The organism is Spirillospora sp. NPDC000708 (assembly GCF_040299565.1).
Lineage (GTDB): Bacteria > Actinomycetota > Actinomycetes > Streptosporangiales > Streptosporangiaceae > Spirillospora.
On record NZ_JBEPCJ010000017.1, the window covers coordinates 110,700 to 135,176 of the forward strand.

The following is a 24,477-nucleotide window of genomic DNA, read 5'->3' on the forward strand; positions in this document are numbered from 1 at the left end:
CGCCCCCCTCCGCCGAGCCGCCCTGGACGCCCCGAGGCGCCATCGCCCGCGCTCCCTCAGACCCCCCGTCGTACGCGCCCCACACGCCTGAGACCCGCCCCGCAACACCACCGTCCGCGCCCGCCCCGGGGCCGTCGGCTGCCGGGCCCGCGGACTGGTCATCGCACGATCCAGGGCCGTCGTCACCTGCCGGCCCCGCCCCATGGACGCCCCACGATCCGGCTTCACCGCCTGCGGCACCGTCGCCCGCTTCCTCGGGCTGGACACCGCACACGCCGGAGACCCGCCCTGCGGCACCACCACCCGGGTCGACACCCGCCCCGTGGGGAACCGAGCGGTCGGACGCAGGCTCTCCCCAATGGACGCCGCACGTCCCGGAAGCACGTCCCGCGTCCCCGGAGGGCACGCCCGCCCCATGGACGCCCGAAAATCCTGCGGCACGCCCCGTCGCCCCGCCCCCGGAGACCGCACAGACCCCATGGACGCCAGAGGACCCAGGGGCGCGTCCCACGGATTCCTCGGCCACCGAGCCGCCTGCGGATCGGTCCCCCCGCGACCCGGCACCGTCAGCCGAACCCCCTGCCGGCTCCACGCCGGCGCCGTGGTCTGCCCGCGATCCGAGTTCAGCGGCGCCTGAGACGTCCGCGCAAGCCGCCGAACCCTCGCAGTGGGCACCGCACGTGCCGGAAGCGCGTCCCGCAGAGGATCCGGAGGGGCGTCCCACCGAGCCGTCCTCCGAGACCACACCCGCGCCGTGGGGACAGCAGGAGCCAGGCGCAGGGGTGCCCCCCGAGGCGACGGGGCCTACTGGCTCCTCCTCGCCGTACAGGTCGACCGAAGTGCCGTCGTCCGAGGGCTCGTCGCGCTGGGAGGCGCCGCAGTGGGCGCCGCACGGGACGGGTGTGCCGGTACCCGAGGAAGACGTCGCCGGTGCGTCGCGTCCGGAGGACGAGCCGGAGCGGTGGGTCGTCCGGAAGCCCGGCGGCCTGCAGTCCGGAACCCCCGAAGACCCGGCGGACACGCGGAGCGCCGGCCGCCACGAACGCCCCGCCGCCGACGAGCCCTTCCTGCCCGGCAAGGGCCTCTCCGCCGAACCACCGCCCTCGCTGACGAAACCGGACGTGACACGGCCGGAAATCGCACGGCCGCCGGCCCGAGGACTGTCCGCCCAGCCGCCGTCCACCGTGCCGCCGCCCGCGCCCCAGCCGGGGCCCATGGCGGACCCGGGACGGCGCAGGGCACTGGCCGACGCCTTCATGATCGAGTTCGTGGGGAGTACCACCTGGCGGGCGATGCTCGCCGTCCTCGAAGGCGCGTTCCCCGGGCTCGGCATGGCGGCGGCGCTCTCGGGCCGCGCCGACGAGATCCGCGGCATGACGGACGGCCTGGACCGCACCTCGTCATCGAAGCTGGGCTTGCCCACCTGGCTCGACGACGCCGGCATGGTCTTCGACCTCAGCGCGCACCTGAACGCCCGCAACGCGCCGCGGACGCCGCTGCGGGCGCGTCCCGGGCAGCCGCGCGCGTCAAGGCCGTACGCGGGGGCGTTCGTGATCGACACCCTCGACCCGCTCCGCTACCACCGTGCGGTCGGCGGCCCCAGGGCGCCCCGCGACCTGCCGGAGGACGCGGCGCTGACGACGCCGTCCGAGATGGGGGAGGACGATGACAGCGGCGTGGTCATCGTCGCGAACCTCACCTCGGCGGGCGTGCGGGTCCTCGACTCGCTGACCCTCTGGCGCTACGCGGGACGGGTCGTGACGAGCACGCTGCACGAGCCGTCCCGGCCCCGGACGCGAGGCCGTGCCCGGCGCGCCCTGCGGGCCCTCCGGCGCGTCGTGGTCATCGACCCCGATCTGGGCGTCGGGCTGTGCCTGCAGACCGACGCCGGGCATCCGCCCCGCTGCCTGCTGGCGTTCGGCGTCGACCGGACCGACGACGCCCCGCCCCGCTTCGTCCGGCCCTGATCACGCGTCCGGACGGAGCCAGGACAGGTCGGCCCGCCGGTCCTCGGGGAGCTCGCGGAGACGTCCCGCGAGCTCCCAGGGCTCGGCCGCGGGCGCCTCGCCCGGCAGGACGCCGCAGAGCAGCGTGCTCCCGGTCCGGACGACGGCGAACCGGCCGAACCGCGCGATCCCACCGCCCCGCAGGTGCGCCAGCTCGCCGAGCAGGGCGCTCAACGCACCCGGGTCCTCCGCGTTGATCAGGCCCCTGACCTGCGTCAGCAGGTCCTCGGCGAGATCGTCGGCGCGGCGGCCGGACAGGTAGTAGACCGTCCCCAGGTAGGAGCCGTCGGCCGCCTGCGGGGACCGCTGGTCGCGGACGCGCACGCGCAGCCCCCACTCGGCGGCGCACCGCTCGTACGCGTCGGCGAGCAGCGCCTCGGCCTCCCCTTCCTCGCTGAGCAGGAGCCCGGGGACGACGCCCTCCTCGCGGTCGACGCGTTCGAGCATCTCCCGGTGCAGCTCGTGCACGTCCTGCTCCACCGTGTCCAGGGAGCGGGCGAGCGCGTGCTGCGCCTCCCGGTCGAGGCCGAGGCCCGCCAGCTCCCCGGCGAGGTCGGCGGTCTCCTTCTCCAGCCGGTCGATCCGGCCCGAGAAGCTCTCCAGCCGGTCGAGGATCTCCGCGGACGCGCCGTCCGGCAGCGGCTGCGGGATCGGGATCCCGGACGGCTCGGCCGCCGCGGCGACCTCCGCCTTGAGCGCCTCATGGCGTTTGACGAGTTCGGACAGTTGGGCGCGCAGTTCGCGCACGTCCGCCTGTGCTTGCGGGAGCCGCTTGTCGGAGGCCAGGTAGAGCTCGCGTCCGGCGATCGCAAGGCAGAGCAGGACCAGGATCACGGTGGTCATGTGACTCCTCGGGAGGCGGGCTGCCTTCTCGACCCTAACCATCCGGGACCCGATTGGCCGAGACCGCGCCACATCCGGTCCGAAACGCCCGCCATATCCACCCCCGACCGCCCCACCCACCCCCAAAGACCAAGCAGCCCAGCAACCCCTCCAACCACCCTCTCCAACCACCCTCGCCCACCCTCAACCAGCCACCGTCACTGACCACCGTCACTGACCACCGTCACCGGTCGCCGTCACTGGTCACCTTCATCGGCCACCTTCAGTCAGCCGCTGCCGTCGCACGCCGTCACCGGCCATCGCCACCGCCACTGGTCGCTGGCACTGGTCACCGCCACCGGGCGTCCTCATCGCGTCGCCGTCGCTGGCCGCAGTCACCGGCCGCCCTCGCCACGCACCGTCGCCGTCCACCGTCGCCGTCCACCGTCGCCCTCGCCACGCGCCGCCGTCAGACGCCGTCACTGGCCATCGTCGCTGGCCACACTCACCGCGCTGCCATCGTCATCCGCCGTCACCAGCCGCCGCACGCCGTCACCGTCACCGTCACAGGCCACACCCACCGCGCACTGTCGCCGTCCGCCGTCGCCGTCCGCCCTCGCTAGGCGCCGCTGTTAGGCGCTGTCATTGGCTGCCCTCATCAACCGCCGTCGCTGGCCGCCCTCGCCAGGCACCGGCACGGGCCGCGCTCTGGCGAGGCACGGTCCGTCCAGGGTGTCGGCGTCGTCGCGCGACCCTCGGGCCGTTCGCGCCTGCGCCTCGGCAACGCCCGGTCCGATCCTCTCCTCCAGCACCGCCAGGCCCAACGTCGTACGCCCACACGCGCGTAGACGCGGGTCGTCGTTTTGGGGGACGTTCAGGGCTCCACCGCTGCCCTAGCTAGGCGCCGCTGTCAGCCACTGGTCACCCTCACCAGGCGCCGCCGTCGTCTCCTGTTACCGACCGCCCTCGCCAGGCACCGTTACCGGCCATCCTCTCCATGCGCCGCTGTCGGCCGCTGTCCGCTGCCATCGGCTGTTCTGGCCAGGCAGAGGCACCGGCCACCCTCGCTTGTCCCCGCTGTCGGCCGCTGTTGCCGGCACCACCGCTGGCCACCCTCTTCGGGTGTCATCAGCGGGCGCCGTGACCGGTGCCGGCGCTACTGTCCGGGCGGCGTCATCTGGCAGCGTTATTCGGGCGACCGGTCGCGCGCGACGCGGTAGTCGAGGAGGACGAGACGGTCGTCGATCACGCTGGTGGTGGTGAGGTCCAGGTCGAGCGCGGGCAGCTCGGCGAAGACCGGCTCCTCGCCCTCGGTGCCGTGGATCATGGGGAAGACCATCACCCGGACGCGGTCGACCAGGCCGAGCGCGAAGAGGCTGCGCACCAGCGACGGGCTGCCGATGGTCCGCATCGGGAGACCGTCCTCCATGGCCTTGAGGCGCGGCACGGCCGTCTCGAGCGGCTCGTCGATGAGCGTGGTGTTCGCCCAGGCGAGCGGCGGCCGGAGCGTCTTGGAGAAGACGACCTTGGGCAGCTCCGTCATCCGCGGGAAGGTCGGATCGTCGCCGGTCGCGACGATCTCGGCCATCCGCCGGTACGTCTCGGCGCCCATGAGGGTGACGTGTTCCTGCTCGAGTTGGCCGTGTATCCACTCGAAGAGCCCCGGCCCTTCGTACCCCCAGTACGCCTTCGGTCTCGGTCCGCCGCCGCCGTACCCGTCGACGGTGCTGAACATGTCGACCACCAGCTCACGCATCGGCTCTCCCACCAGGTCGTCGTGACACGAGATGGAGCTAGACGTCCGTCTTCGTCCTGTGCAGACCGTGCGGGCAGCCAGGACTCATCGGTCTGCGACCAGCGGTGCGCATCGGTCGAGCCTCCTGACGACCTCGCGCATCGTGGTGCTGAGACGGCTTGCTCAATCCGGGCGCCGCCGTGTTCGACGTGCCCCTCGAGTAACACGTACCTGCCCGGCGGGAAGGGCCGTCGAACGCTCGACCGACGTCCTGAGCGGCGAGGTCAGCCGAAGAGGCCGCCCAGCAAGCCGCCCAGGACCTCCGCGGCGACGTTGCCGGCTATGTCGCCGGCGATATCACCCGCGATGTCGCCGGCCACGTCGCCCATGGCGTCCAGGGCCATGCCTCCGGCGACACCCGCCACGACGGCGCCGCCGACCAGGCCGGCGGTGGCGATGCCGGGACCGTGGCGGTAGTGCCCGTGATGCCCGTGGTGACCATGGTGGACGTGCATAGGCGGCGGATACGGTGCGGGACCCGGAGGTGCGGGCGGCGGCTCGCCCGGCGCGTAATACACGGGGCCGTCGGGCGCAGGCGGCGGACCCGGCGGGGCGGGCGGCGGTTCCGACAGCCCTCCATGCCCCGGGCCCGGAGGCGCGGGCGGCGGGTAGGGAGCGGGCCCAGCGGCATGCTGGCCAGGCACGTTGCCGGGCATCCCGACACCAGGTGCACTGCCCGGTGGCATGCCGGCGCCTGGAGCGCTGTTCGGCGGCAGCCCGAGACCAGGTGCGCCGTTCGGTGGGAAACCGCCCGGGGCCGCGCCATGCGGCGCGGGGGGCGGCGGGAAGCCGGGTGCGTGGTTCGCGGCTCCTGGATGCCCTGGCGCAGGCGGCGGAAACGGGGTGCCCTGCCCCGGCGGGACGTTCGCTGCCGGGGGCGCGCCCTGCGGCTGGTGTCCGGGGCCGCCCGGCGGTGGGGGACCGCTAGGCGGATACCCAGGCGCGGCGCCGTGGTCTCCCATACCGGGGCCGGGTGGCGAGGCGAATCCCTGGCCCGGCGGTGGGGGCGGGAAGTTCTGGCCCGGTGACGGGGCCCCGGGCGGGTAGGCGGGTGAGCTGCCGTGGCCGCCCTCGCCAGGTTGTTGGCCGAATGCGGACGGCCCGAACTGGCCGGGCGGAGGCGGAGGGAAGCCTGGACCGGACGGCCCAGGCGCGCCGGGGCCCGGATAGCCCCCATCGCCCGGCGGCGGGAAGGGCGGGGCACCGGCCGCGTGGCCTGGGCTCTGCAAGTGCGCCGGCGGTGCGCCGGGAGCCGGTCCGGGTGGCGGGAACTGGGCGTGACCCGCGCCGCCGTACTCGCCGCCTGGGGACGCCGGGCCCGGAGCAGGCTGCCCGGGTGAGGGCGGGGGCGGCGGAAAAGTCACCCCGCCGTACGCGGACCCTCCGGGCGGCGGGCTCGCGTGGGCGGCGCGAGGCAGCGCGGCAGCCTCCTCGAGCCACTTGCCGATCCTGGCGTTCCAGTCCGTCTCGGCGGCTTCGGCGTGCCCGACCTTGAACACCCCGAACGCCTCGTCGGACGGGGCGGTGCGGTCCTCGGCGCGCAGGACGAACGCCACCTCGCGAGGGCTGGCGACGAAGGTCAGCCCGATCTGGTCGAGCCGGCCGTGGAAGGCGGACGGCGGCGCCAGGTGGATCTCCTGGTGGAACGGCAGGTGCCGCGAGACGCCCCGCAGTTCGGATTCCTCGAACGTGACGTGCCTGATCTGGAAACCGAGCTTCGCGATGGCCGCCAGCACCCACTGCTGGGACTCCAGCGGCTCCACCGAGATGGGGTCGATGTCCCCGGGATCAGGTTGCCCGGCGACATCCACCTCGGTGCACAGCCCGATGGTGAAGCCGGGCAACTCCCGTCCGAGGACGGTGGTGAACGGCAACTCGTACGGCAGCGGGATGGAGAACGACAGGTCCCGCTGCCGTGCGGGCTCCAGCGTGAAGCGACGGGTCAGCGCGCCGCGGTAGACCTCCGGACCCGCCGTCTCGCCGTGCCCGTCGCGCATGCGCGGCATCAGCGCCAGCGTGACGTGCCGTACCTCAAGGGGGCGGTCTCCGCCGCGCACGTGGACCTTGCCCGCCACGACGCCGCCCGGCTTGCAGTTCGGCTCCGCGAGGATCGTGTCGACGGACGGCCCGCCTGCCATCTGCCCGTAGGACACCGGCCGTTCCCTTCTCGCGACGCGCGGGGCGTGCCCCCGCGAATGTCAGACGGATTCCACCATGCCATCGGTTCGCTCGTCCCGCCGGTCGGTGCCGCCGGTCCGTGATGGCGAGACCGTAGCCGCCGCGGGGCGTGCCCGGCGTTTCCAACCTCGCTCCGTGCGGTCTCGTCGTGCCGACGGTCCCTGGTGCTGAGACCGCGGCTCCGGCCGGGTCCTGCGGCCCGGCTCGGACTCAGTGCCCGTCACCTCCTGCCGACGTCGCCACACGCCGTCGTTCCCTGGCGTAAGGCCACAGCCTCGGTCGGGTCGTGCTCGTCGGCCTGGCTTGGGCTCATGCTCGTCGGCTCGTGCCGTCGTCCTGCGCTGTCGTTCCCTGGTGTTCAGACCGCGGCCTCGGTCGGGTCGTGCTCGTCGGCCTGCCTCGGGCTCACGCCCGTCGGGCTGCGCCCTCAGCTCCGTGCCGCCAGTCTCTGGTGTTGAGGCCGGCGGTCGCCGTCGGGTCGTGTGCGTCGGCTCCGCGCCTGTTGTGGTGCGCTGGCCTGCGGCTGTCGTCAGCTTGTGCCTGGTTGGCGTGTGACGTCCTGGGACGTTCCGCCGATGCCGCGCGCGGTCGGGTGCGGCGGCATCGCATCGACGGCTGGTGTTCGTCGGCTGGTGCTGCTGGGCCGTGTCGCCGGGCTGCGGGGGTTGGCCCCGCGGCCCGGCGGGGGCGAGGGCGGACGGTGGTCACTCCTCCTTCGAGGTGACGGTGACCGGGGCGTAGCCGAGCTTCTCCAGCGGTTCGCGGATCTGCGCGGCGTCGCCCACGGCGATGATGGTGAGCCCCTCGGGGTCGATGTGCTTGTTGTAGGTGCGGGCGACACCGTCCGGGGTGGACGCACGCACGGCCGCCAGGTAGTTGCTGGGGTAGTCGGCGCCGAGCCCGCTGGCGGACGCGTCGGCGAGTTCGGCGGCGACGGCGCGGGCCGTCTCGTACTCGGCGGGCGCCCGGTCGGCCAGCGCGCGGACGGACGAACCGTGCTCCTCGGCGTCGATCCCCCGGGTGATGATGCTGCGGAGCTCGGTGAGGGCGTCCGCGACCGCGTCGGCGGTGACCTCGGTGTGGACGGCACCCTGAGCGATGAACAGCCCGCAGTGCCGCATGCGCAGCAGTCCCGCGCGCACACCGTAGGTGTAGCCCTTCTCCTCCCGCAGCACCGCGTTGAGCCGGGACGTCAGGCCGCCGCCCAGCACGTGGGAGGCGACCACCAGGGACGGCCAGTCGTGGTGGGAGCGGTCGGGCACGCCGTGCCCGAGGGCGAGGTAGGTCTGCACGGAGCCGGGACGGTCCACCACGACGATCCGGGCGGCCGACTCGGGCATGATCCGGTCGGCGGTCGGGAGCGGTCCGCCGCTGCCGGTCCAGCCCTCCAGCGCCGCGGTGAGGGCCGCGTCGGCGTCGGTGCCCGCCAGGTCGCCCGCGACGACGGCGGTCGCCTCGGCGGGCACCACCGAGGCGTAGAAGTCGCGGATGTCGGAGCCCTGGAGCCCGCCGACCGAGGTCCGGGTGCCGCCGGTCGGGCGGGACGCGCGAGCCTCGGCGGGGAACATCACCGCGCGCAGTTCCCGCATGGCGCGGGAGCCGGGGTCGGCGTCCTCCTGCGCGATCTCCTCCAGCCGTTCGCGGACGAGGCGCCGCACGTCCGCGTCGTCCAGCGCGGGACGGCGCACCACCGAGGAGAACAGCTCCAGGGCGGCGCCGAGCCGGGTCACCGGGACGTCCAGCGCGATCCGCAGCGCGGTCAGGTCGGCGGAGGCGTAGAGGCTGGCGCCGAGCCGCTCGAACGCGGCGGTCAGCGCGGTGCCGCCGCCGGGCTCGGTGCCCTCCAGCAGCGCGTGCGCGGTGAGCGTGGCGACGCCGTCCAGGCCCTCGGGCTCGCGGCCGGCGCCCGAGTGCAGCACGAGCCTGACCGCGGCGAGGTTGCGGCCGGGCAGGTCGACGCGCAGGGTCGCGGGCCCGGCGGGGACCCGGCCCGCGGTGCCGGCCGGGAACGCCCACGGCGGGACCGGTCCGGGCACCGGGCGGGGCTGGAGCGCGATGCCCGCGGTACCGGGAGGCAGGTCGGGGCTGGGACCGGTCACGACGGCGTACCTCCGTAGGTCAGGGCGGTGCGGCCGCCCGGGGCGAGCCAGCGGCCCGCCATCTCCTTGATCGCGTCTGCGGTGACGGCCGCGGCCCGTCCGGGGGCGGTGAAGACCCGGGCGGGGTCGTCGAACTGGGTGGCGTTCTGGGAGAGCGCGTTGGCCAGTCCGGTGACCGTCTCGGTCTGCTCCAGAAAGCCCCGCTCGGCCTGCGCGGTGGCGCGTGCGGTCTCGTCGGCGTCGGGGCCGTCCGCGGCGAACCGGGCGAGCTCCTCGTCCAGCACGGCGGCGATCTTGTCCGGTTCCGGGCCGATGGCGTCCACGATGGCCAGCGACTGCCCGGTGGACAGCCGGGTCACGCCGGCCCAGACCTCCGTGGCGATCTGGTCGCGGCGGACCATCCGGTCGTAGAGGCGCGAACCGGATCCGCCGCCGAGGATCTCCACCGCGAGTTCGGCCGCCTCGATGTCGTCGCCGCCGTCGGAGGGCAGCGTGAACATCGCGAAGTAGGCGGGGGAGGGGACGTCCTCGTCGAGGGTCTCGTCGCGCACGCCGGTGAGGGGGCCGAGGTCGCCGGGCCGGGGCGGCGGCTTCTGCGGGCCGGCGGGGATGCCGCCGAAGTACCGTTCGACCGCCGCGATGGTCTTCTCGGCGTCGACGTCCCCGACGACGGACAGGACCGCGTTGCCCGGCGCGTACCAGGTCCCGAAGAAGTCGGCGCAGTCTTCGAGGGTGGTCGCGTCCAGGTCCTCCATGGACCCGATCGGGGTGTGCGCGTAGGGGTGCCCGCCGGGGAAGGTGAGGGCGCACAGGCGCTCGAACGCGGTGCCGTAGGGCTGGTTGTCGTAGCGCTGGCGGCGCTCGTTCTTCACCACGTCGCGCTGGTTGTCGAGGTTGGCCTGCGTGAGCGCGGCGGGCAGCGTGCCCATCCGGTCGGCCTCCAGCCACAGGGCCAGTTCCAGGTGGCTGATGGGGACCGTCTCGTAGTAGTTGGTGCGTTCGAAGGAGGTGCTGGCGTTGAACGCGGCGCCGGCGCTCTCCAGCAGCGCGGCGTGCTCGCCCTCGGCGACATTGGCGGAGCCCTGGAACATCAGGTGCTCGAAGAGGTGGGCGAGGCCGGTCCGGCCGGCCCGCTCGTGCCGCGAGCCGACGCCGTACCAGATGTTCACGGCTGCCAGCGGTACGACATGGTCCTCGCAGACCACCACGCGCAGGCCATTGCCGAGCGTGTGCTCATGCAGCGGCTGTTCTGCCACGGAGCGCTCCCGTCCGTTCGATGATCGGCTGACGACAGCACCGCGCGCGTCGGATGGGCGGTGCCCAGGCGGCGGGCTTGATCTCTGACTCACCGTACCGGTTGCGACCGGGCACGGCGCCTTCGCGGCGAACTGTGGATAACTCCGCGGCACGCCACCCTGAATGTCAGGAGAAAAGCCGACAAGTCGATCGGAGAAGCGGGGCGAGCGGAGTCCTCCGCCGCCGGGCCGGGGGCCGGACGCGGCGAACGGCGGCGGCCCGAACCCGGCGGCCCGAGCGCGGCGATCAGGGTGCGGCGGGTGCGGCGATCAGGGTGCGGCGGCCTCGTGGGCCGCGATGGCGTCCTCCAGCGACCGGTGCAGCACGAAAATCTTGGTGAGCTGGGTCACATGGAAGACGCGCCGGACGCGGTCGTTCACTCCCATGAAGGACATGGAGCCGTCGCGCGCGCGGAGCCGGTGGTAGATGCCGACCAGCACGCCGAGACCGGTGGAGTCGAGGAAGGTGACCTCGCCCAGGTCGATGACCAGGTGCAGCCCGCCGCTGTCGATGATGCCGAGCAGTTCCTCGCGCAGCCGGGGGCTCGTGAAGACGTCGATCTCGCCACTGATCTTCACTACGGTGAGACCTTTTTCGACGCGGTGCTCGACGGCGAACTCCACCGTTGCTCCCTCTCTGCCGTTCGTCGGGGGGACAGTCCCCTATACCCAGCGGAACGGGACGTTATCCCTCAGGGTGGAATCCCTCAGGGCGAACGGAACAGCGCCCATACGATCTTCCCGCGGGAGAGGGTCCGCCATCCCCACCGGACGCTGAACGACTCGACGAGGTGCAGTCCGCGGCCCGTCTCGGCGATGTAGTCGGGCTCCTTGCGGCGGGGCGCGGCCTGGCTCGCGTCCATGATCCCGCACAGCAGCCAGGGCTTCTGGTGCACGAGCCGCAGCCGGATCGCGGACGGCGCCGAGCCCAGCGGGTCGGCCGGGTCGTCGTACACGCCCTCGCGGTGCACGTCGTCGCCCGGCCGCCCGCAGGTCGCCCTGCCGCTGTGCCGCAGCGCGTTGGTGACGAGTTCGGAGACCACCAGGCCCACGTCGTCGGTCAGCTCCTGCAGGCCCCATTCGGACAGCCGGGAGAGCGCGAAGTGCCTGGCCTCGGTGACCGACTCGGGGTCGGGCCGGACGATGAAAGAGGCCGCGGGCCCGGCGGGCTCCGTCAGCGCGGTCACGGCCGCGTCGAGGCGCGGAGGGAGATCGCACGACTCGGGTATGGGCGTCGAGTGCACGGCATGGTCCCGTGGGACCGCCGGCCCCGCGAGGGAGCCGAGTTCCCACCGCGTGTCGTCGTGCGCCTGGCGTGACGTCATTCCCCGGACCCCGCAGAGTGATCTCGTTGTGCAGCCGTGGCTCGGAAGTCTCGTGCGTTATCCTGCGCATCGTAGCGTGCGAATGCAAGGCCCAATGCACGTGCATCCGGGTTGTGGGGGTGTGGGGCGACCGGGCTGCACGCGGATGATCGGAGGTAACCGCAGGACACGGAGGCCAGTGGCACACTAGGTTCGCTGTCCGCCGAATAGCCGGGAGGTTGGGCGTGACTCCAGAGACGCCGGGAAGCGGGTCGACGGTTCGTCGGATCCTGCTCGGGTCGCAGCTGCGCCGTCTGCGCGAGCAGAAGGGCGTGACCCGTCAGGACGCCGGCTACGTCATCCGCGCGTCGGAGTCGAAGATCAGCCGCCTGGAGCTCGGGCGCGTCAGCTTCAAAGAACGCGACGTGGACGACCTCCTCACGCTGTACGGCGTCGGCGACAAGGCCGAACGCGAGGCGCTGATACAGCTGGCGCGGGAGGCCAACACCCCTGGTTGGTGGCACCGGTACAACGACGTGCTGCCCGGCTGGTTCCAGACCTATGTGGGCCTGGAGGAGTCGGCGGCGTTGATCCGCACGTACGAGCTGCAGTTCGTCCCGGGACTGCTGCAGTCGGAGGGGTATGCGCGTGCGGTCATACGCCTGGGCAACGCCGGAGCCGCCGAACACGAGATCGACCAGCGCGTGGAACTGCGCCTGCAACGGCAGGAACGGCTCACCGGCCCGGACGCCCCGCGTCTGTGGGCGGTCATCGACGAGGGGGCGCTGCGGCGTCCCATCGGGGGGCCGGAGGTGATGCGGGGCCAGTTCGAGCACCTCATCGAGATGTCGAAGCTGCCCAACGTCACCATCCAGATCATGCCGTTCAGGTTCGGCGGCCACGCCGCCGAGGGAGGGGCGTTCACGATCCTGCGCTTTCCCGAGCAGGACCTGCCGGACGTGGTTTACGTCGAGAACCTCACCGGCGCCATGTACCTGGACAAGCGCGACGACGTCGACACCTATCTGCAGGCGATGGAACGCCTGTGCGTCGACAGTGCGACCCCGGAGCGCACCGTCGAGCTTCTTGGTGATTTTCTCAGAGAGACATGATGCTCCAGACCGACTACGACAACGGGATGCCCGCGACCAAGCTCCACGGGGCGCGGTGGCTGAAGTCCCGGCGAAGCAACTCCCAGGGGAACTGTGTAGAGATCGCCGAGCTGCCCGGTGGGCAGGTCGCGATGCGCAACTCCCGCCACCCGGAGGGCCCGGCCCTCATCTACACCCGCCCTGAGATCGAGGCGCTCATCCTCGGTGCCAAGGACGGCGATTTCGACCACCTCATCGCCTCCCGCAACTGACACTCCAGGAAAACCGCCAAACAACGCCGTCCGGCTGCACGAGGGCCGCACGGCACGTCGAAACGCGGCGGGTCGGCTACGGTGCACCGCACGTCGACCCGTCCGCCAGGGCGAAGAACGAACACGGCAGAGGCCACCCCGGCGCGAGGGTGGCCTTTTCTTGTGCTCCGTGCCTTCTTGTGCTCCGGGCCGGGCCGATCTCCCAGCCGGACGCCGGGTCAGCCGCAGTTGCCGTAGGGGGCGGTGGCGCCATTGCCTCCGAAGCGGACGCACACTCCCGGCGCGCTCACGTACACGGGTCCCGCGTACCAGGCGTACGAGCCGCTGTCACCGGTGCGGCTGCGGCCCTGGGCCTGGAGCCACACCGAGACCGCGGAGGCCTTGCCCACGTTCTTGGTCTTCATCGTGACGGCGCAGTTCTTCTTGGTGCTGTTGCTGTACAGCAGGTAGGCGGTGCCCCCGGAACCGGACACGGAGCGCTGCACGTTGTAGCCGCTGCCGCACGCCTGCTGCGGCGTGTACTTGTTGGGCGGCTCCTGGCCCGAGGACCCGCCGCCTCCGGTGCCCTTGGTCGGCGTCGACCCGCCCGGCTGCTGCTGCTTTCCGCCCTGCTTCTTCTTAGGGTTGGCGGGGTCCTGCCCCTTTCCCAGCCCTTGCTGCTTGCCCTTGCCGGGCTGCTTCGGGTTCGTCGGGCCGTTCGCCGATCCGGTGGTGCCGCCTGCGCCGGCCGCGCCTCCGTCCGTGCCAGGGCTCCGTTCGGAGGCCGTGACGCCTTCGTCGTCGTGGCCGTCGCCACCCGACCTCGTACCGGCCCATACCGCGCCACCGCCCACGATGACGGCGGCCACCGCCAGCGCGGCCGCGATCGGCACGAGACGCCCGCGCTTCTTCCCGCCCGCCGGCGGCGCATAGGACGGCCCTGGAAGGCCTGGGGGAGCCGGCGGCGGCGCGTACCGGGGATCGGTCGGCTGCGGCGCCATCTCGCCGTACGGCGGCGGCTGCGGCATCGTCGCGTTCCGCGGGCCGGTCGCGTCGGAGACGCGGTCGGGCGGCAGGAACGTTCCCGCCATCACCGACGGCGGAGCGTTCGGGTCGGTCGATCCCGGATGGCCGGGCGCCGCGTTCTCCACGGCGAGCCCCGGGAAGGTGGGGAGGGGCGGCACCGCGGCGGCCCCCTGGGAGGTGCCGCTGGCCGCTCCCACGAGGCGCTCTTGGGCCTCCCGTGCGGTGGGACGCTGCGAGGGCTCCTTGGCCAGGCACGCCAGCACCAGGTCGCGCATCGGACCGGACAGGTCGCCGATGTCCGGCTCACCGGTGATGATCCGGTTCATGACGGTCGCCATCTCGTCATTGCCGAACGCGGGCCGTCCGGTGGCGGCGAACACCATGGTGGTGCCCCAGGCGAACATGTCCGATGCGGGGCCCACCTGGCCGCCCGTGAAGTGCTCGGGCGCCATGTAGGCGGGTGTACCGACGTTCTGGGTCTCACCTGCCGCGCCCAGCGCGCGCGCCACTCCGAAGTCGATCACGCGGGGGCCGTCCGGGCCCATCATCACGTTGTGCGGCTTGAAGTCGCGATGGACGATCCCGGCCTGGTGGATCGCGGTGAGCGCCGTCAGCGTGCTGATGGCGAGGCGCTCGAGCGCGCCACCGGTACGGGGACCCTCCTCACGGACCACCCGGTGCAGGGACAGCCCGGGGACGTACTCGCTGACGATGTACGGCTGGTCGCCTGCGAGGTCGGCGTCGAGGACCTGCGCTGTGCAGAACCGGGCCACGCGCTTGGCGACCTCCAGTTCCCGCACGAACCGGGCCCGCGCGGACTCGTCCCCGGCGAGCCCGCCGTGCAGCAGCTTGATCGCGACATGGTCGGAGGAGCGGACCGAGGCCTGCGCGCCGGACGGCCGGCCCAGGAAGACCGCGCCCTGCCCGCCCTCTCCCAAACGGCCCAGGATCTCGTATCCACCCAGCTCGGTCGGGTCCCCCGACCGCAGCGGATGGGCGTCCGGCATCGTCCTGTCCGTCACACCACTCGCTCCCCGTTACTGTCGCTTCGTCTCGTAAGACTAGGGCCACAAGATGGTATGCGCTTCGTGAAACGGTTGATCTAGGTCCCCGGCCCGGCATGCCGGAGCCCTCGCGCGGGTGCGCGAGGGCTCCGGATGCGGCGGCCGGATGTGGCCGCTCGTGCTGGGGTCAGGCCGGGTCCGGCGTCCGCCGCTCGGGCGGCGGCTGCTCGTCCCGGCCGGGGGAGCGGCCCGGTGGGCCCTCCGGGGCATGGTGTCGTTCCAGCCGCGCTGCGACCGCGAGCGCGCGCAGCGAGGTGGACTTCACGTGTTTGCGGCCGTTGTTGGCGCGGGGCCGAAGGATGCTGCTGGGCATGGCTCGCCTCCAGGGGGTCGTGGTGGACGTGGCGTACGTGCTACCCCAAGGGCCGGGGTTCGCACGTTAGTTGCAACCGCAAGATCCTTCCGGCTATTCCGAGTGATCGTTCCGTTTAGCGAGGATGAGGTGCCGTGGCCGTCTCCGAGCCACCGTCTGGGCGCGGGGCTCCCGGTGCCGTCCCAGCCAGGAGCCGGTTTGTCCCCCGTACGCCCGGCTGTGAAGATGGCCGCCATGGCTCCCTACTTCGACGATCTCGCGGAACGGCTGCGCGCCAGCGGCGTCCCCGCGGGCGAGGTGTCGGAGACGGTGGACGACCTTGCCGCGTACGTAGCGGAGTCAGGGAAGGCCCCGGAAGAGGAGTTCGGTCCCGTAGAGGAATTCGCCGCACGGCTGACCTCGCCTGGAGACGATGCCTGGGAGCAGGCACTGCCCGACGTTCCGGCCAGGCGGTTCTTCCGCAGCAAGCGCTTCTACGTGTTCATCTCGTGCTATGCGGCCTTCGTCATCGTGGTCTGCGCAGGATGGCTCGCCTTCGCGCCGGCGGACTCCCGTACCGGCTTCCTTGTGGGTTTCCTCCTGGGCGCGGTGATCGCAGCGGTCCTGATGACCGTCCGGCTACGGCGGGACCACCGGCGCCACGCTCCTTGACAGCTCCCCTACAGGTGCGATGCCAACGGCGTAAGGATTCCTCTACAGTCGTTCGCCGAGCAGCCACCCATGCCCCCGGGGGAGAAGGCGATGCGCGCGATCGGACTCGTTGCGGCCGGTGTCTTACTGGCGTCCTCGTGGCCCGCCTCACCGGCGTCCGCTGCCGTACCAGGCACCGCGTTCGGACGTCCCGTAGTGGAGCCGTCGCCGAAGTCCTCGCCGTCGAAGAAGCCATCGTCGAAGCCCACGACGACACCGTCCGCCAAACCCTCCGCCAAGCCGACCCCTAAGCCGTCCACTAGTGCGCCGCCACCGGCCACGCAGATTCCGGTCACATGCGACCTCCCGCGCGGCTACCGCGGGGCGATCAAGGAATCCTGGGCGCAGAAGCGGCTCGCCTTCCAGCGTGTGTGGGGCCTGACCCGGGGACAGGGCGTCAAGGTGGCCGTCGTCGACAGCGGCGTGGACGCCGGTCACACGATGCTGGAGGGGCGCGTCGCCGACTACACCGATCTCACCGCAACGGGCAAGAAGGACTGCGCCGGCCATGGCACCGGTGTCGCCGCGCTCATCGCTGGCCGCGACCTTACCTCCCAAGGGATCCCGCTGACCGGTGTCGCGCCAGGCGCCAGCCTCGTCATCGTCAAACAGCAGAACGCCGACCGCGACGAGCACGGCGGCGAGCGCCTTCCGAGCGCCATCCGTAAGGCGGTCGACGCTGGTGCTCAGGTCGTCAACGTCTCCATAGCGGCCGCTCCGTCCTCGGCCCTGGAGCAGGCCGTCCGCTACGCGCAGGACCACGATGCGGTCGTCGTCGCCGCGGCGGGCAACGCCACCAGGGACGACGGAAACGATGGCCCCGCCTACCCCGCGAGCTATCCGGGGGTCATCTCCGTCGCGTCGCTGGGGGAGGACGGCCACCGCATCGAGTCGTCCGGCCTGCAGTCCAGGGTGGACGTGGGTGCGCCCGGAAGGGATCTCACCATTCCGTGGCCCGGCGGCGGCTACAACCCCCAAGCGGAAGGGACCAGCTTCGCCGCCGCCTACGTGTCGGGTCTCGTGGCGCTGGTGCGGGCGAGCCACCCCGCGCTGCATCAGGACCAGGTCGTCCGGCGCGTTCTGTCGACCGCCGACGGCAACGTTGGTGACGGCACGGGGCGCGGCATGGTGAACCCGACGCAGGCCGTCACCGCGATAGTGCCCGGCGAGGACGCCCCTGGAGCGGCGACGGCGCAACCCTCACTGCACCCGGTGAAACTGGCGGCGCCATCGCACCCGGACGGCCATACGACCGACATCGCTATAGGTGTCGCGGCAGGCGCCGTAGGGCTCGCGGCACTGGCGGCGCTGTGCGGCATCGTCGTTCCCATGGGGAAACGCCGCGGATGGCGTCCCGGACGCGTCGTCCTAGGCGACCGGGAAGAGGACGAGGAGCCGATCGTCACCGGCACCGAGGGCGGCACCATCGGCGCCCACCACTGAGCGACCTCCGTTAGTCGTCGAGTACGGCGGTCTGCACCAGGCGTGCGCCGTTGCGCCTGTCGGTGAAGGTGCCCCGGCCCACCGGCAGTGGCGTCGCGCGCACCTCGCCGAAGAGCGCGCCCTCCTCCTTACTGCCGGACATGATGAGCGCCGGTGCGGCCAAGTCCTTCAACTGCTGAATCACCGGGTCGTACAGGGCGCGGCCCATCCCGCCCATGGTCCGGGACAGGACGAGGTGAAGGCCGATGTCACGCGCCTGGGGGAGAAGGTCCAGGAGCGGCAACAGCGGGTTGTTCGCCGTGGCGACGAGGTCGTAGTCGTCGACGACGACGAACACGTCCGACCCCTTCCACCAGGACCGCTTACGCAACTGCTCCGGGGTGAGGTCGGCCGGAGGGAGGCGGTCGTTGAGGGCGTCCACCAGATCGGCCACCAGCTCCGTGGCGGCCGACGCCGAAGCGGCGTAGCCGACGCGGTGGTCGGTGTCGGCCGTGTCGAGGAGCGCGCGCCGGTAGTCGATGAAGATCAGCTTCGCCTCGTCGGGGCCGTGGCCGGCCACGATGCCCTCGGTGATCAGCCGCAGCAGGTTCGACTTGCCGCACTCGGTGTCGCCGACGACTACGAAGTGCGGGTCGGCGGCGAAGTCCAGCAGGACCGGCGACAGGGCGTCCTCGTCGATCCCGACGGGGACGCGCCATTTCGGCGTCTCAGCGTCCCCGAGAGCCTCCCGCAGGGCCGAGGACGGCAGCAGGTCCGGCAGCAGCCGCACGGGCGGCGCCTGGGGCCCCTGCCAGGCTCCCGCGACCGCCTCCACCATCTTCGCCACGCCGTCGCCGAGGTCGTCGGCGCCGCCCTTCCCGTCCAGGCGCGGCAGCGCGGCCAGGAAATGCAGGCGGTCCCGCGTGAGGCCACGCCCCGGGCGCCCCTCGGGGACGTTCTCGGCCAGCCGTCGGTCGATCTCCGACTCGTAGGAGTCGCCCAGGCGCAGTTCCAGCCGTGTGCCGAACACGTCCCGGATCCCCATCCGGAACTCCGACCACTTGCCGGCCGTCGCCACCACGTGCACGCCGAAGCCGAGCCCGCGCGCGGCCATGTCGGTGATGACCTCCTCCAGGTGCTCGTACTCCTGGCGCAGCGTCATCCACCCGTCCACTACGAGGAACACGTCTCCGAACCCGTCACCGGGGATCTGACCGGCCGCCCGTAGACGCCGATACGTCGCGATGGTGTCGATGCCGCGTTCGGCGAACTCCCGCTCACGCCGCTCAAGGAGCGTGGACACCTCGGCGACCGTCCTGCGGACGCGATCGGCGTTGAGCCGGTTGCTCACCCCGCCCACATGCGGCAGCCCTGAAAGGCCGGCGAGCGTGCCGCCACCGAAGTCCAGGCAGTAGAACTGCACCTCCTCCGGAGTGTGTAGCAGCGAGAGCGACGTGATGAGCGAGCGCAGGATCGTGGACTTGCCCGTCTGCGGCGCGCCTGCGATCCCCACATGCCCGGCCGCCGCCGACAGATCCACCCAGAACGGGACGCGCTGCTGGTCGAACGGCCGGTCGACGATCCCCACCACGGCGGCGAGACGGCCACGGCCCTCCCAGCCCGCCGCTGTCAGGCCGTGCTCGCGCGTGGGCGTCAACGGGGGAAGCAACTGGTCGATCGTGGGGGGAACGTCCAGCGGCGGCAGCCAGATGCGGTGCGCTGCAGGACCCTGCCCTGCGAGCTGATCGATGACGGCCTTGAACAGAGTCTCGCCCGACTCCGGCCCGGCACCAGACTGCTCGAGAGCGGGCTGACGCGGCGTCTGCGGGGGAACATAAGCCGTGCTGTAGGGAATGATCTGGCGCGGCGTCCCCGTACCGGCAGCGGCCGTCTGTGTGCGCTCCTCCTCCTCGACCGGCCCCGACACGTACGCCGCCTTGAACCGGACCATGTCGCTGACATCGACCTTGAGGTAACCGTTGCCGGGCTGGGACGGCAGCTCGTAGGCGTCCGGCACACCCAGGACCACCCGCGACTCCATGGCCGAGAACGTGCGGAGCCCGATCCGGTACGACAGATGCGAATCGAGTCCCCGCAGCTTGCCCTCCTCCAACCGCTGCGAGGCGAGGAGCAGGTGCACGCCCAGGGAACGCCCCAGGCGCCCGATCATCACGAACAGCTCCGCGAACTCCGGCTTGGCGGCCAGCAACTCGGAGAACTCGTCCAGCACCACGAACAGCGTCGGCAGCGGGGCCAACTGGGCACCCTGCTCGCGCGCGCGCTCGTAGTCGCGCAGCGAGGCGTAGTTACCGGCGGCCCGCAGCAGTTCCTGCCGCCGGATCATCTCCCCCTGGAGCGCGTCGTACATGCGGTCGACGAGCGGAAGCTCCTCCTCCAGGTTCGTGATGACCGCCGACACATGCTGCAGGCGTTCCAGCCCGAGGAACGTCGCCCCGCCCTTGAAGTCGACAAGGACGAAGTTGAGCGTCTCCGAGGAATGCGTGACCGCCAAGGCCAGAACCAGCGTCCGCAACAGCTCGGACTTACCCGAACCGGTCGCACCGATCAGCAGCCCGTGCGGACCCATGCCGCCCTGCGCGGACTCCTTGATATCGAGCTCCACGGTACGGCCGTCGGAGTCCACGCCTATGGGAACGCGTAGCCGGTTGCGTTGCGCCCGCGGCTGCCAGGTAGAGCGAAGGTCGATGTCGTAGGGCCCGGCCAGACCGAGCAGCGACGTCAAAGTGAGATTGCCGGCCAGCGCGTTCTGCTCCGGCTCGTCCGCGGCGCCCGCCCGCAACGGCGCCAGGCGCAGCGCGAGACCCTCCGCCTGCACGGGCGTGAACCAGTCCGCCTTACCCAGCGGACTGGACACGTCCTTGCCGGTGTGGTCGCGCTCCAGCATCTGCATGCCGTCGTTGGTGACGTGCAGGCGCAGCATGGTCGCGTCGGACGTCGGCGCTACGGAACCGCTGAGGTCGATGACGCACACGCCCTTGATGCCGTCCGCGCCTATCTGCGAGTCCGCCGGGACGATGCCGTCGTCCATCACCACCACGTGGAACGGAAGATCCTGGGTGTCGACCCCAGGAGAGAACCGAGGGCGGTCCTTCAGGTCGTCCTCAAGTAGAGCCTCAAGGTCCGCAAGCGAGTGCCCTGTGAGGCGCACAGGCCCCGCAGCGTCCTCCTCCGTGGGGTGCAGGCAGTGCGGCAGCCACTTGGCCCACTGCCAGTGCCTCATCCGGTCCGGCGACGCGCAGATGGTGAGGCGCACGTCGTCCGGCGTATGGAAGGTGACAAGCTGCGCCACCAGCGCCCGCGCCATGGACCGAGCCGCGATCGGGTCACCCGTCACCACGATCCGCGCGAACGCCGGCAACGACACCGCGACGGGGAGGTCGGGGACCGTCGCATGGGCGCGCACGAAGCGCCGCAGCGCACCGGCGCACATCGGCTCCAGGTCCTCGATCGGCTTGGTCTCCGGAGTGACGAGCTCCAGCGCGAGCCTCTGCCGCCCGCGCCCGATCCGCACCTGGCCGAAGTCGTCGTCCGCCGGGCGCCGCTCCCACAGCCGGTGGCTCATCGCCAGCGACCACAGTGTCCGCGGGCTGGGCCCGCTCCACTCCAGGGCTTCCCGCTGCTGTGCCGCGGCCTTCCGCACGCGCGCGCGCATCTGGTCCAGGTAGCGGTAGTAGTCGCGGCGCGCCCCGTTCAGCCGCTGCTTCCGCTCGCCCGCCCCCTGCCCCATGTGCCCGAAGCCCATGCCGACCATCGACAGGACGAACAGGCCGGACGCCACCCACATGATCGGGTTGCCGCCGCCGGCGCCGCCCGCGCCGCCCATGAACATCAGCCCCATGGCGGCGCCGCTGGCCGCCATCGGCAGGTACATCAGCGCGTTCGCGAACCCCTGGCTGATCGTCTCCGGGATCTCCGGGGGAGGCTCCAGCACGATCTCGCCCTCGGGCAGCCGCGGAGGCGGCCGCCTTTCCGGCCGCCGCACCACCACGATTCCCACGGCCGCGTCCCTTCGCATCGTCATGACCCGGAGTCAATTTTCGGTCATCCTAGTGATCCCGGACGCGGACCGCCGCCCGATGTAAAGCCATTCTCCAGGTGGCGGAAAACGGCCCCGGCTGATAGTGAATGTGCGGTCATCGCTACGAACGGAGGTCGCGTGAATACCTCGACGGGCGCCGACCTGTGCCGCGTGGTCGTCGTCGCCCCGCACCGCAGGCTGGACCTCTCGCTGCCCGGAGACATTCCCCTTTCCCACATGCTTCCGACGTTGCTGCAGGTCGCGGGCAACAATTTGGCCGACGCCGGGCTCGCGCACTCCGGTTGGGTGCTGCAGCGGCTGGACGAGGCGCCCCTCGACGAGTCCCGCTCGCTGTCCTCCCTCGGCGTCCGAGACGGGGAGATCCTCTACTTCCGGCCCGAGCTGTCCCAGTTCCCCGAGGTCGCGTTCGACGACGTGGCCGACGTCGTCGCCACTGGGGTGAACGAGCATGCCGACCGGTGGCGCCCGGAGACCACCCGGCGCTTCGGCCTCCTCGCCGGCGCAGCAACCCTCGGCCTGGGCGCCGTGGGCATCGCCCTGTCGGGGCCGCCCTGGGGGCTGCTGACGGCCGTGTCCGCCGGTGTCGCCGTAGTGCTCCTGCTGGCGGGCATCGTCCTGTCGCGCGCGCTGGGCGATTCGGGGGCCGGAGCCGTGTTCGGCTACAGCGCGCTTCCATACGCGTTCCTAGGCGGCCTCCTAGCGCCGGCCAGGCCCGTGCCTCTTCTGGACCTAGGAACGCCCCACCTGGCGGCAGCCTTCGCAGCGGTCACTCTCGCCGCCGTCGTCTCCGCCTTCGCTATCCACGACGGCCTGCCGACGTTCCTGGGCATCGCGTTCGTCGCCCTGCTCGGACTGGTGTCCGCCGCACTCGTCCAAGGGGTCGGGCTGTCCCCGTCGGGTACGGCCGCCCTCGACGCCTCCCTGGGCCTCGCAGTCACGGCCCTCATCCCGTCCTTGGCGTTCCGCCTTGCCCGCCTGCCCCTGCCTCCCGTCCCGGAGAACGCCGAAGAACTCCGCAGCGCCCAGACCTTCGACGGCCCTACCCTCCTACGCCGTACGCGCGAAGCCGACCGCTTCGCCACCGGACTGGTCTCCGCCGTAGGGCTGGCGGGGCTCGGCGCACAGCTCTCCCTGCTGACCACGCACGGATGGCTCCCCGTGACGATGAGCCTCTGCCTCTCCCTGGTGCTCCTCCTGCGCGCGCGTGTCTTCCACGGCCGTTCACAACGCCTCTGGATGCTGCTGTCAGGGCTCGCCGGCCTCGCCATCCTCGCCCTGCACCAGGCCGCCACGGCCGGCCCCGCCGTGACGCTGCTGACGGTCGTCGTCCCCGCCGCACTGGCCGTCGCCGTCATGACGGCCATGGCCCTAAGGCTCCCCGTCCGCAAGCCGTCACCCTTCTGGGGCCGTGCCGGCGACATCGTCGACATCATGCTCATCATCAGCCTGCTGCCCCTCGCGTTGGGGCTGCTCGGCCTGTACTCCTGGCTGCGCGGACTGGCCGGCTGATGCAGACCCGCAAGGACCTGTACCAGGCGCACCGTCTGATGACCCAGCGCGTGGCCCTGGCGCTCCTCCAGGGCCGCCCGAGCGCCGCGGAGTCCCCACTGCGCCGCACCGGCGTCGGGACGCTCTGCGGCGTCATGGTGGCCGTCCTGGTAGCAGCCGGATTCGGCATCACCGGCCTCATCTTCAAGGGCGGCGCCCGCAACCTCGAACGCCCCGGCGTCCTCATCATCGAGAAGGAGACGGGCGCCACCTACGCCTACAGCAGGCAGGACCGCAAGCTCGTCCCGTTCCTCAACTACGCGTCCGCCCGCCTGGCCATGCCGACGTCCGACATCCAGCGCAAGGCGGTCTCGTCCAAGTCCCTGGCGAAGTACCCACGCGACCCGCTCACCGGTATCCAGGGCGCCCCCGAGTCCCTGCCCGCCCCAGGGAAGCCCAGCCACACGTCATGGTCTTTGTGCGCCCGCACTACGGCACCTTCGGGCGGATCCACGGTCTCCCTGGTGGGCGGACGCGACATAGGAGGGCGCCCTCTCACCGACGCCCAAGGCGTCGTCGTCAGGGGCGGATCCCAGGACTGGCTCATCTGGCGCAACAGCCGGATGCGGATCACCCCGAAGGCCGCCCGCGGCCTCAGCGCCGACCAGCCCGTGCCCGTGGACGAACGCTGGCTGAACGGTCTGCCCCAGGGGCCCGACTATGCCGCGCCCTCCATCCCCCAGGAAGGACACGAGTTCCCCGGCCCTGGCGACACCTCGGCGCCGGCGGGCCAGATCTTCCATGTCGCCGCCATAGCGGGCACCCCGGAACGGTGGTACGTCCAAGTTCCCGACGGTCTCGCCAGCATCTCCGCTACGCAGGCCCGGCTCCTGCTCGACTCACTGGCAGCGGGCCCACCGCGCGACATCACCCCCGCACAGGCCGCGTCCAAGCCGTCCCAGACCAACCTGTACGACCGCTCCCTGCCGGACACACCGCCCCGCATCGTCACGTACGACCCCCAGCAGCCCCTGTGCACCGTCTACCGGAAGGCGTCCCACCTATCGACGGACGCCCGCTTCACCATCGGGGGCAGCCTTCCCGCCGTGTCCGGCCAGACGTCCTCCGGCCTCGACCAGGTCGTCCTCCCCGGCGGCGGGACGTTCGCGGGCACCCTCTCCGGCCCCGGCCAGCCGCTGCAGACGTTCTCCGTCCTCACCGACCAGGGCCTCCGCTACCCGATCCCCACCGCCGACGACATCGCCAAACTCGGCTACGGAACGAAGGACGCGACGCCAATTCCGGCGAATCTATTGCAACTGTTCAAAGAGGGGCCAACCCTTACATCTTCGGCTGCACAGCGGCCGGTTCCGGCCAAATAGCGGTGGAACCGATCAGGGACTTGACTGATTGCGCTGATCAGCCCAGCGGCGACGCCCGCCATAGTTATCCACAGGTGACTTACCTGATGGACAGGCGGAATCGGCGGTCTCTACGCTTCATCTTGCTCGTTGTCACGGGGTGTGTCGTCGTATCGGGCGGATGGGGATTTTCGCCGGTACGGGCGAGTGTC

17 protein-coding genes are annotated in these 24,477 nt (G+C 71.8%); 7 read left to right on the plus strand and 10 right to left on the minus strand.

Annotated features, from left to right (window positions below; translation table 11 throughout):
• Positions 1-839 precede the first annotated feature (839 nt).
• Entirely contained in the window at positions 840-1,967 is a 1,128-nt protein-coding gene (locus ABT299_RS15215) for a hypothetical protein (protein ID WP_500251125.1), read from the plus strand.
• Here the strand turns inward: ABT299_RS15215 and ABT299_RS15220 are convergent, their stop codons facing one another.
• From ABT299_RS15220 to ABT299_RS15250, 7 genes are all read right to left on the minus strand, one after another.
• The gene (locus ABT299_RS15220) at positions 1,968-2,849 is read right to left on the minus strand and encodes a hypothetical protein (protein ID WP_500251126.1); all 882 of its coding nucleotides are present in this window, start codon (positions 2,847-2,849) and stop codon (positions 1,968-1,970) included.
• Between the two features lie 1,165 nt (positions 2,850-4,014).
• The gene (locus ABT299_RS15225) at positions 4,015-4,584 is read right to left on the minus strand and encodes a dihydrofolate reductase family protein (RefSeq protein ID WP_190860432.1); all 570 of its coding nucleotides are present in this window, start codon (positions 4,582-4,584) and stop codon (positions 4,015-4,017) included.
• 263 nt (positions 4,585-4,847) lie between these two features.
• Positions 4,848-6,776, minus strand: a complete 1,929-nt coding sequence (locus tag ABT299_RS15230; protein WP_500251127.1) for a sporulation protein — start codon at positions 6,774-6,776, stop codon at positions 4,848-4,850.
• Between the two features lie 729 nt (positions 6,777-7,505).
• A complete protein-coding gene (locus ABT299_RS15235) occupies positions 7,506-8,900 on the minus strand; it encodes a M16 family metallopeptidase (RefSeq protein WP_500251128.1) in 1,395 nt (464 codons plus the stop codon).
• Positions 8,897-10,156, minus strand: a complete 1,260-nt coding sequence (locus ABT299_RS15240) for a M16 family metallopeptidase (protein WP_387027604.1) — start codon at positions 10,154-10,156, stop codon at positions 8,897-8,899. The genes ABT299_RS15235 and ABT299_RS15240 overlap by 4 nt, the downstream gene beginning before the upstream one ends.
• Positions 10,157-10,465: 309 nt before the next feature.
• Positions 10,466-10,819 (minus strand): anti-sigma factor antagonist, encoded by a 354-nt coding sequence (locus ABT299_RS15245; protein WP_190860436.1) that lies wholly within the window; start codon positions 10,817-10,819, stop codon positions 10,466-10,468.
• A gap of 83 nt (positions 10,820-10,902) precedes the next feature.
• Entirely contained in the window at positions 10,903-11,520 is a 618-nt protein-coding gene (locus ABT299_RS15250; RefSeq protein ID WP_190860438.1) for an ATP-binding protein, read from the minus strand.
• Positions 11,521-11,744: 224 nt separating this feature from the next.
• Between ABT299_RS15250 and ABT299_RS15255 the strand changes: the two genes are divergently transcribed.
• Both ABT299_RS15255 and ABT299_RS15260 read left to right on the plus strand, forming a co-directional pair.
• Entirely contained in the window at positions 11,745-12,611 is an 867-nt protein-coding gene (locus tag ABT299_RS15255; protein ID WP_173096572.1) for a Sco1979 family transcriptional regulator, read from the plus strand.
• Positions 12,608-12,862, plus strand: coding sequence for a DUF397 domain-containing protein (locus ABT299_RS15260; protein WP_372442232.1), 255 nt, complete (start codon positions 12,608-12,610; stop codon positions 12,860-12,862). Before ABT299_RS15255 ends, ABT299_RS15260 begins: the two co-directional genes overlap by 4 nt.
• A 218-nt stretch (positions 12,863-13,080) precedes the next feature.
• On the opposite strand, the gene ABT299_RS15265 is transcribed toward ABT299_RS15260, so the two are convergent.
• Entirely contained in the window at positions 13,081-14,889 is a 1,809-nt protein-coding gene (locus tag ABT299_RS15265) for a serine/threonine protein kinase (protein ID WP_500251129.1), read from the minus strand.
• Positions 14,890-15,058: 169 nt separating this feature from the next.
• The gene (locus ABT299_RS15270; RefSeq protein WP_190860440.1) at positions 15,059-15,244 is read right to left on the minus strand and encodes a hypothetical protein; all 186 of its coding nucleotides are present in this window, start codon (positions 15,242-15,244) and stop codon (positions 15,059-15,061) included.
• Between the two features lie 234 nt (positions 15,245-15,478).
• On the opposite strand from ABT299_RS15270, the gene ABT299_RS15275 reads away from it, so the two are divergent.
• A complete protein-coding gene (locus ABT299_RS15275) occupies positions 15,479-15,895 on the plus strand; it encodes a hypothetical protein (protein WP_500251130.1) in 417 nt (138 codons plus the stop codon).
• A 90-nt stretch (positions 15,896-15,985) separates the two neighbouring features.
• On the plus strand, positions 15,986-17,377 hold the full coding sequence (locus tag ABT299_RS15280; RefSeq protein ID WP_500251131.1) for a S8 family serine peptidase: 1,392 nt from the start codon (positions 15,986-15,988) through the stop codon (positions 17,375-17,377).
• A 10-nt stretch (positions 17,378-17,387) separates the two neighbouring features.
• Here the strand turns inward: ABT299_RS15280 and eccCa are convergent, their stop codons facing one another.
• Entirely contained in the window at positions 17,388-21,398 is a 4,011-nt protein-coding gene (gene eccCa / locus ABT299_RS15285) for a type VII secretion protein EccCa (RefSeq protein WP_500251132.1), read from the minus strand.
• Between the two features lie 135 nt (positions 21,399-21,533).
• On the opposite strand from eccCa, the gene eccD reads away from it, so the two are divergent.
• Both eccD and eccB read left to right on the plus strand, forming a co-directional pair.
• Positions 21,534-22,925, plus strand: coding sequence for a type VII secretion integral membrane protein EccD (gene eccD / locus ABT299_RS15290; protein WP_500251133.1), 1,392 nt, complete (start codon positions 21,534-21,536; stop codon positions 22,923-22,925).
• Entirely contained in the window at positions 22,925-24,286 is a 1,362-nt protein-coding gene (eccB, locus tag ABT299_RS15295) for a type VII secretion protein EccB (RefSeq protein ID WP_500251134.1), read from the plus strand. Before eccD ends, eccB begins: the two co-directional genes overlap by 1 nt.
• Positions 24,287-24,477: the final 191 nt, after the last annotated feature.

What these genes read in the sequence shown, in the direction of transcription:
- ABT299_RS15225 (WP_190860432.1), bottom strand. Translation starts at nt 4,584, where the DNA reads ATGCGTGAGCTGGTGGTCGACATGTTCAGCACCGTCGACGGGTACGGC.
- eccB (WP_500251134.1), top strand. Translation starts at nt 22,925, where the DNA reads ATGCAGACCCGCAAGGACCTGTACCAGGCGCACCGTCTGATGACCCAG.
- eccCa (WP_500251132.1), bottom strand. Translation starts at nt 21,398, where the DNA reads ATGACGATGCGAAGGGACGCGGCCGTGGGAATCGTGGTGGTGCGGCGG.
- ABT299_RS15280 (WP_500251131.1), top strand. Translation starts at nt 15,986, where the DNA reads ATGCGCGCGATCGGACTCGTTGCGGCCGGTGTCTTACTGGCGTCCTCG.
- ABT299_RS15260 (WP_372442232.1), top strand. Translation starts at nt 12,608, where the DNA reads ATGATGCTCCAGACCGACTACGACAACGGGATGCCCGCGACCAAGCTC.
- ABT299_RS15270 (WP_190860440.1), bottom strand. Translation starts at nt 15,244, where the DNA reads ATGCCCAGCAGCATCCTTCGGCCCCGCGCCAACAACGGCCGCAAACAC.
- ABT299_RS15275 (WP_500251130.1), top strand. Translation starts at nt 15,479, where the DNA reads ATGGCTCCCTACTTCGACGATCTCGCGGAACGGCTGCGCGCCAGCGGC.
- ABT299_RS15250 (WP_190860438.1), bottom strand. Translation starts at nt 11,520, where the DNA reads ATGACGTCACGCCAGGCGCACGACGACACGCGGTGGGAACTCGGCTCC.
- ABT299_RS15220 (WP_500251126.1), bottom strand. Translation starts at nt 2,849, where the DNA reads ATGACCACCGTGATCCTGGTCCTGCTCTGCCTTGCGATCGCCGGACGC.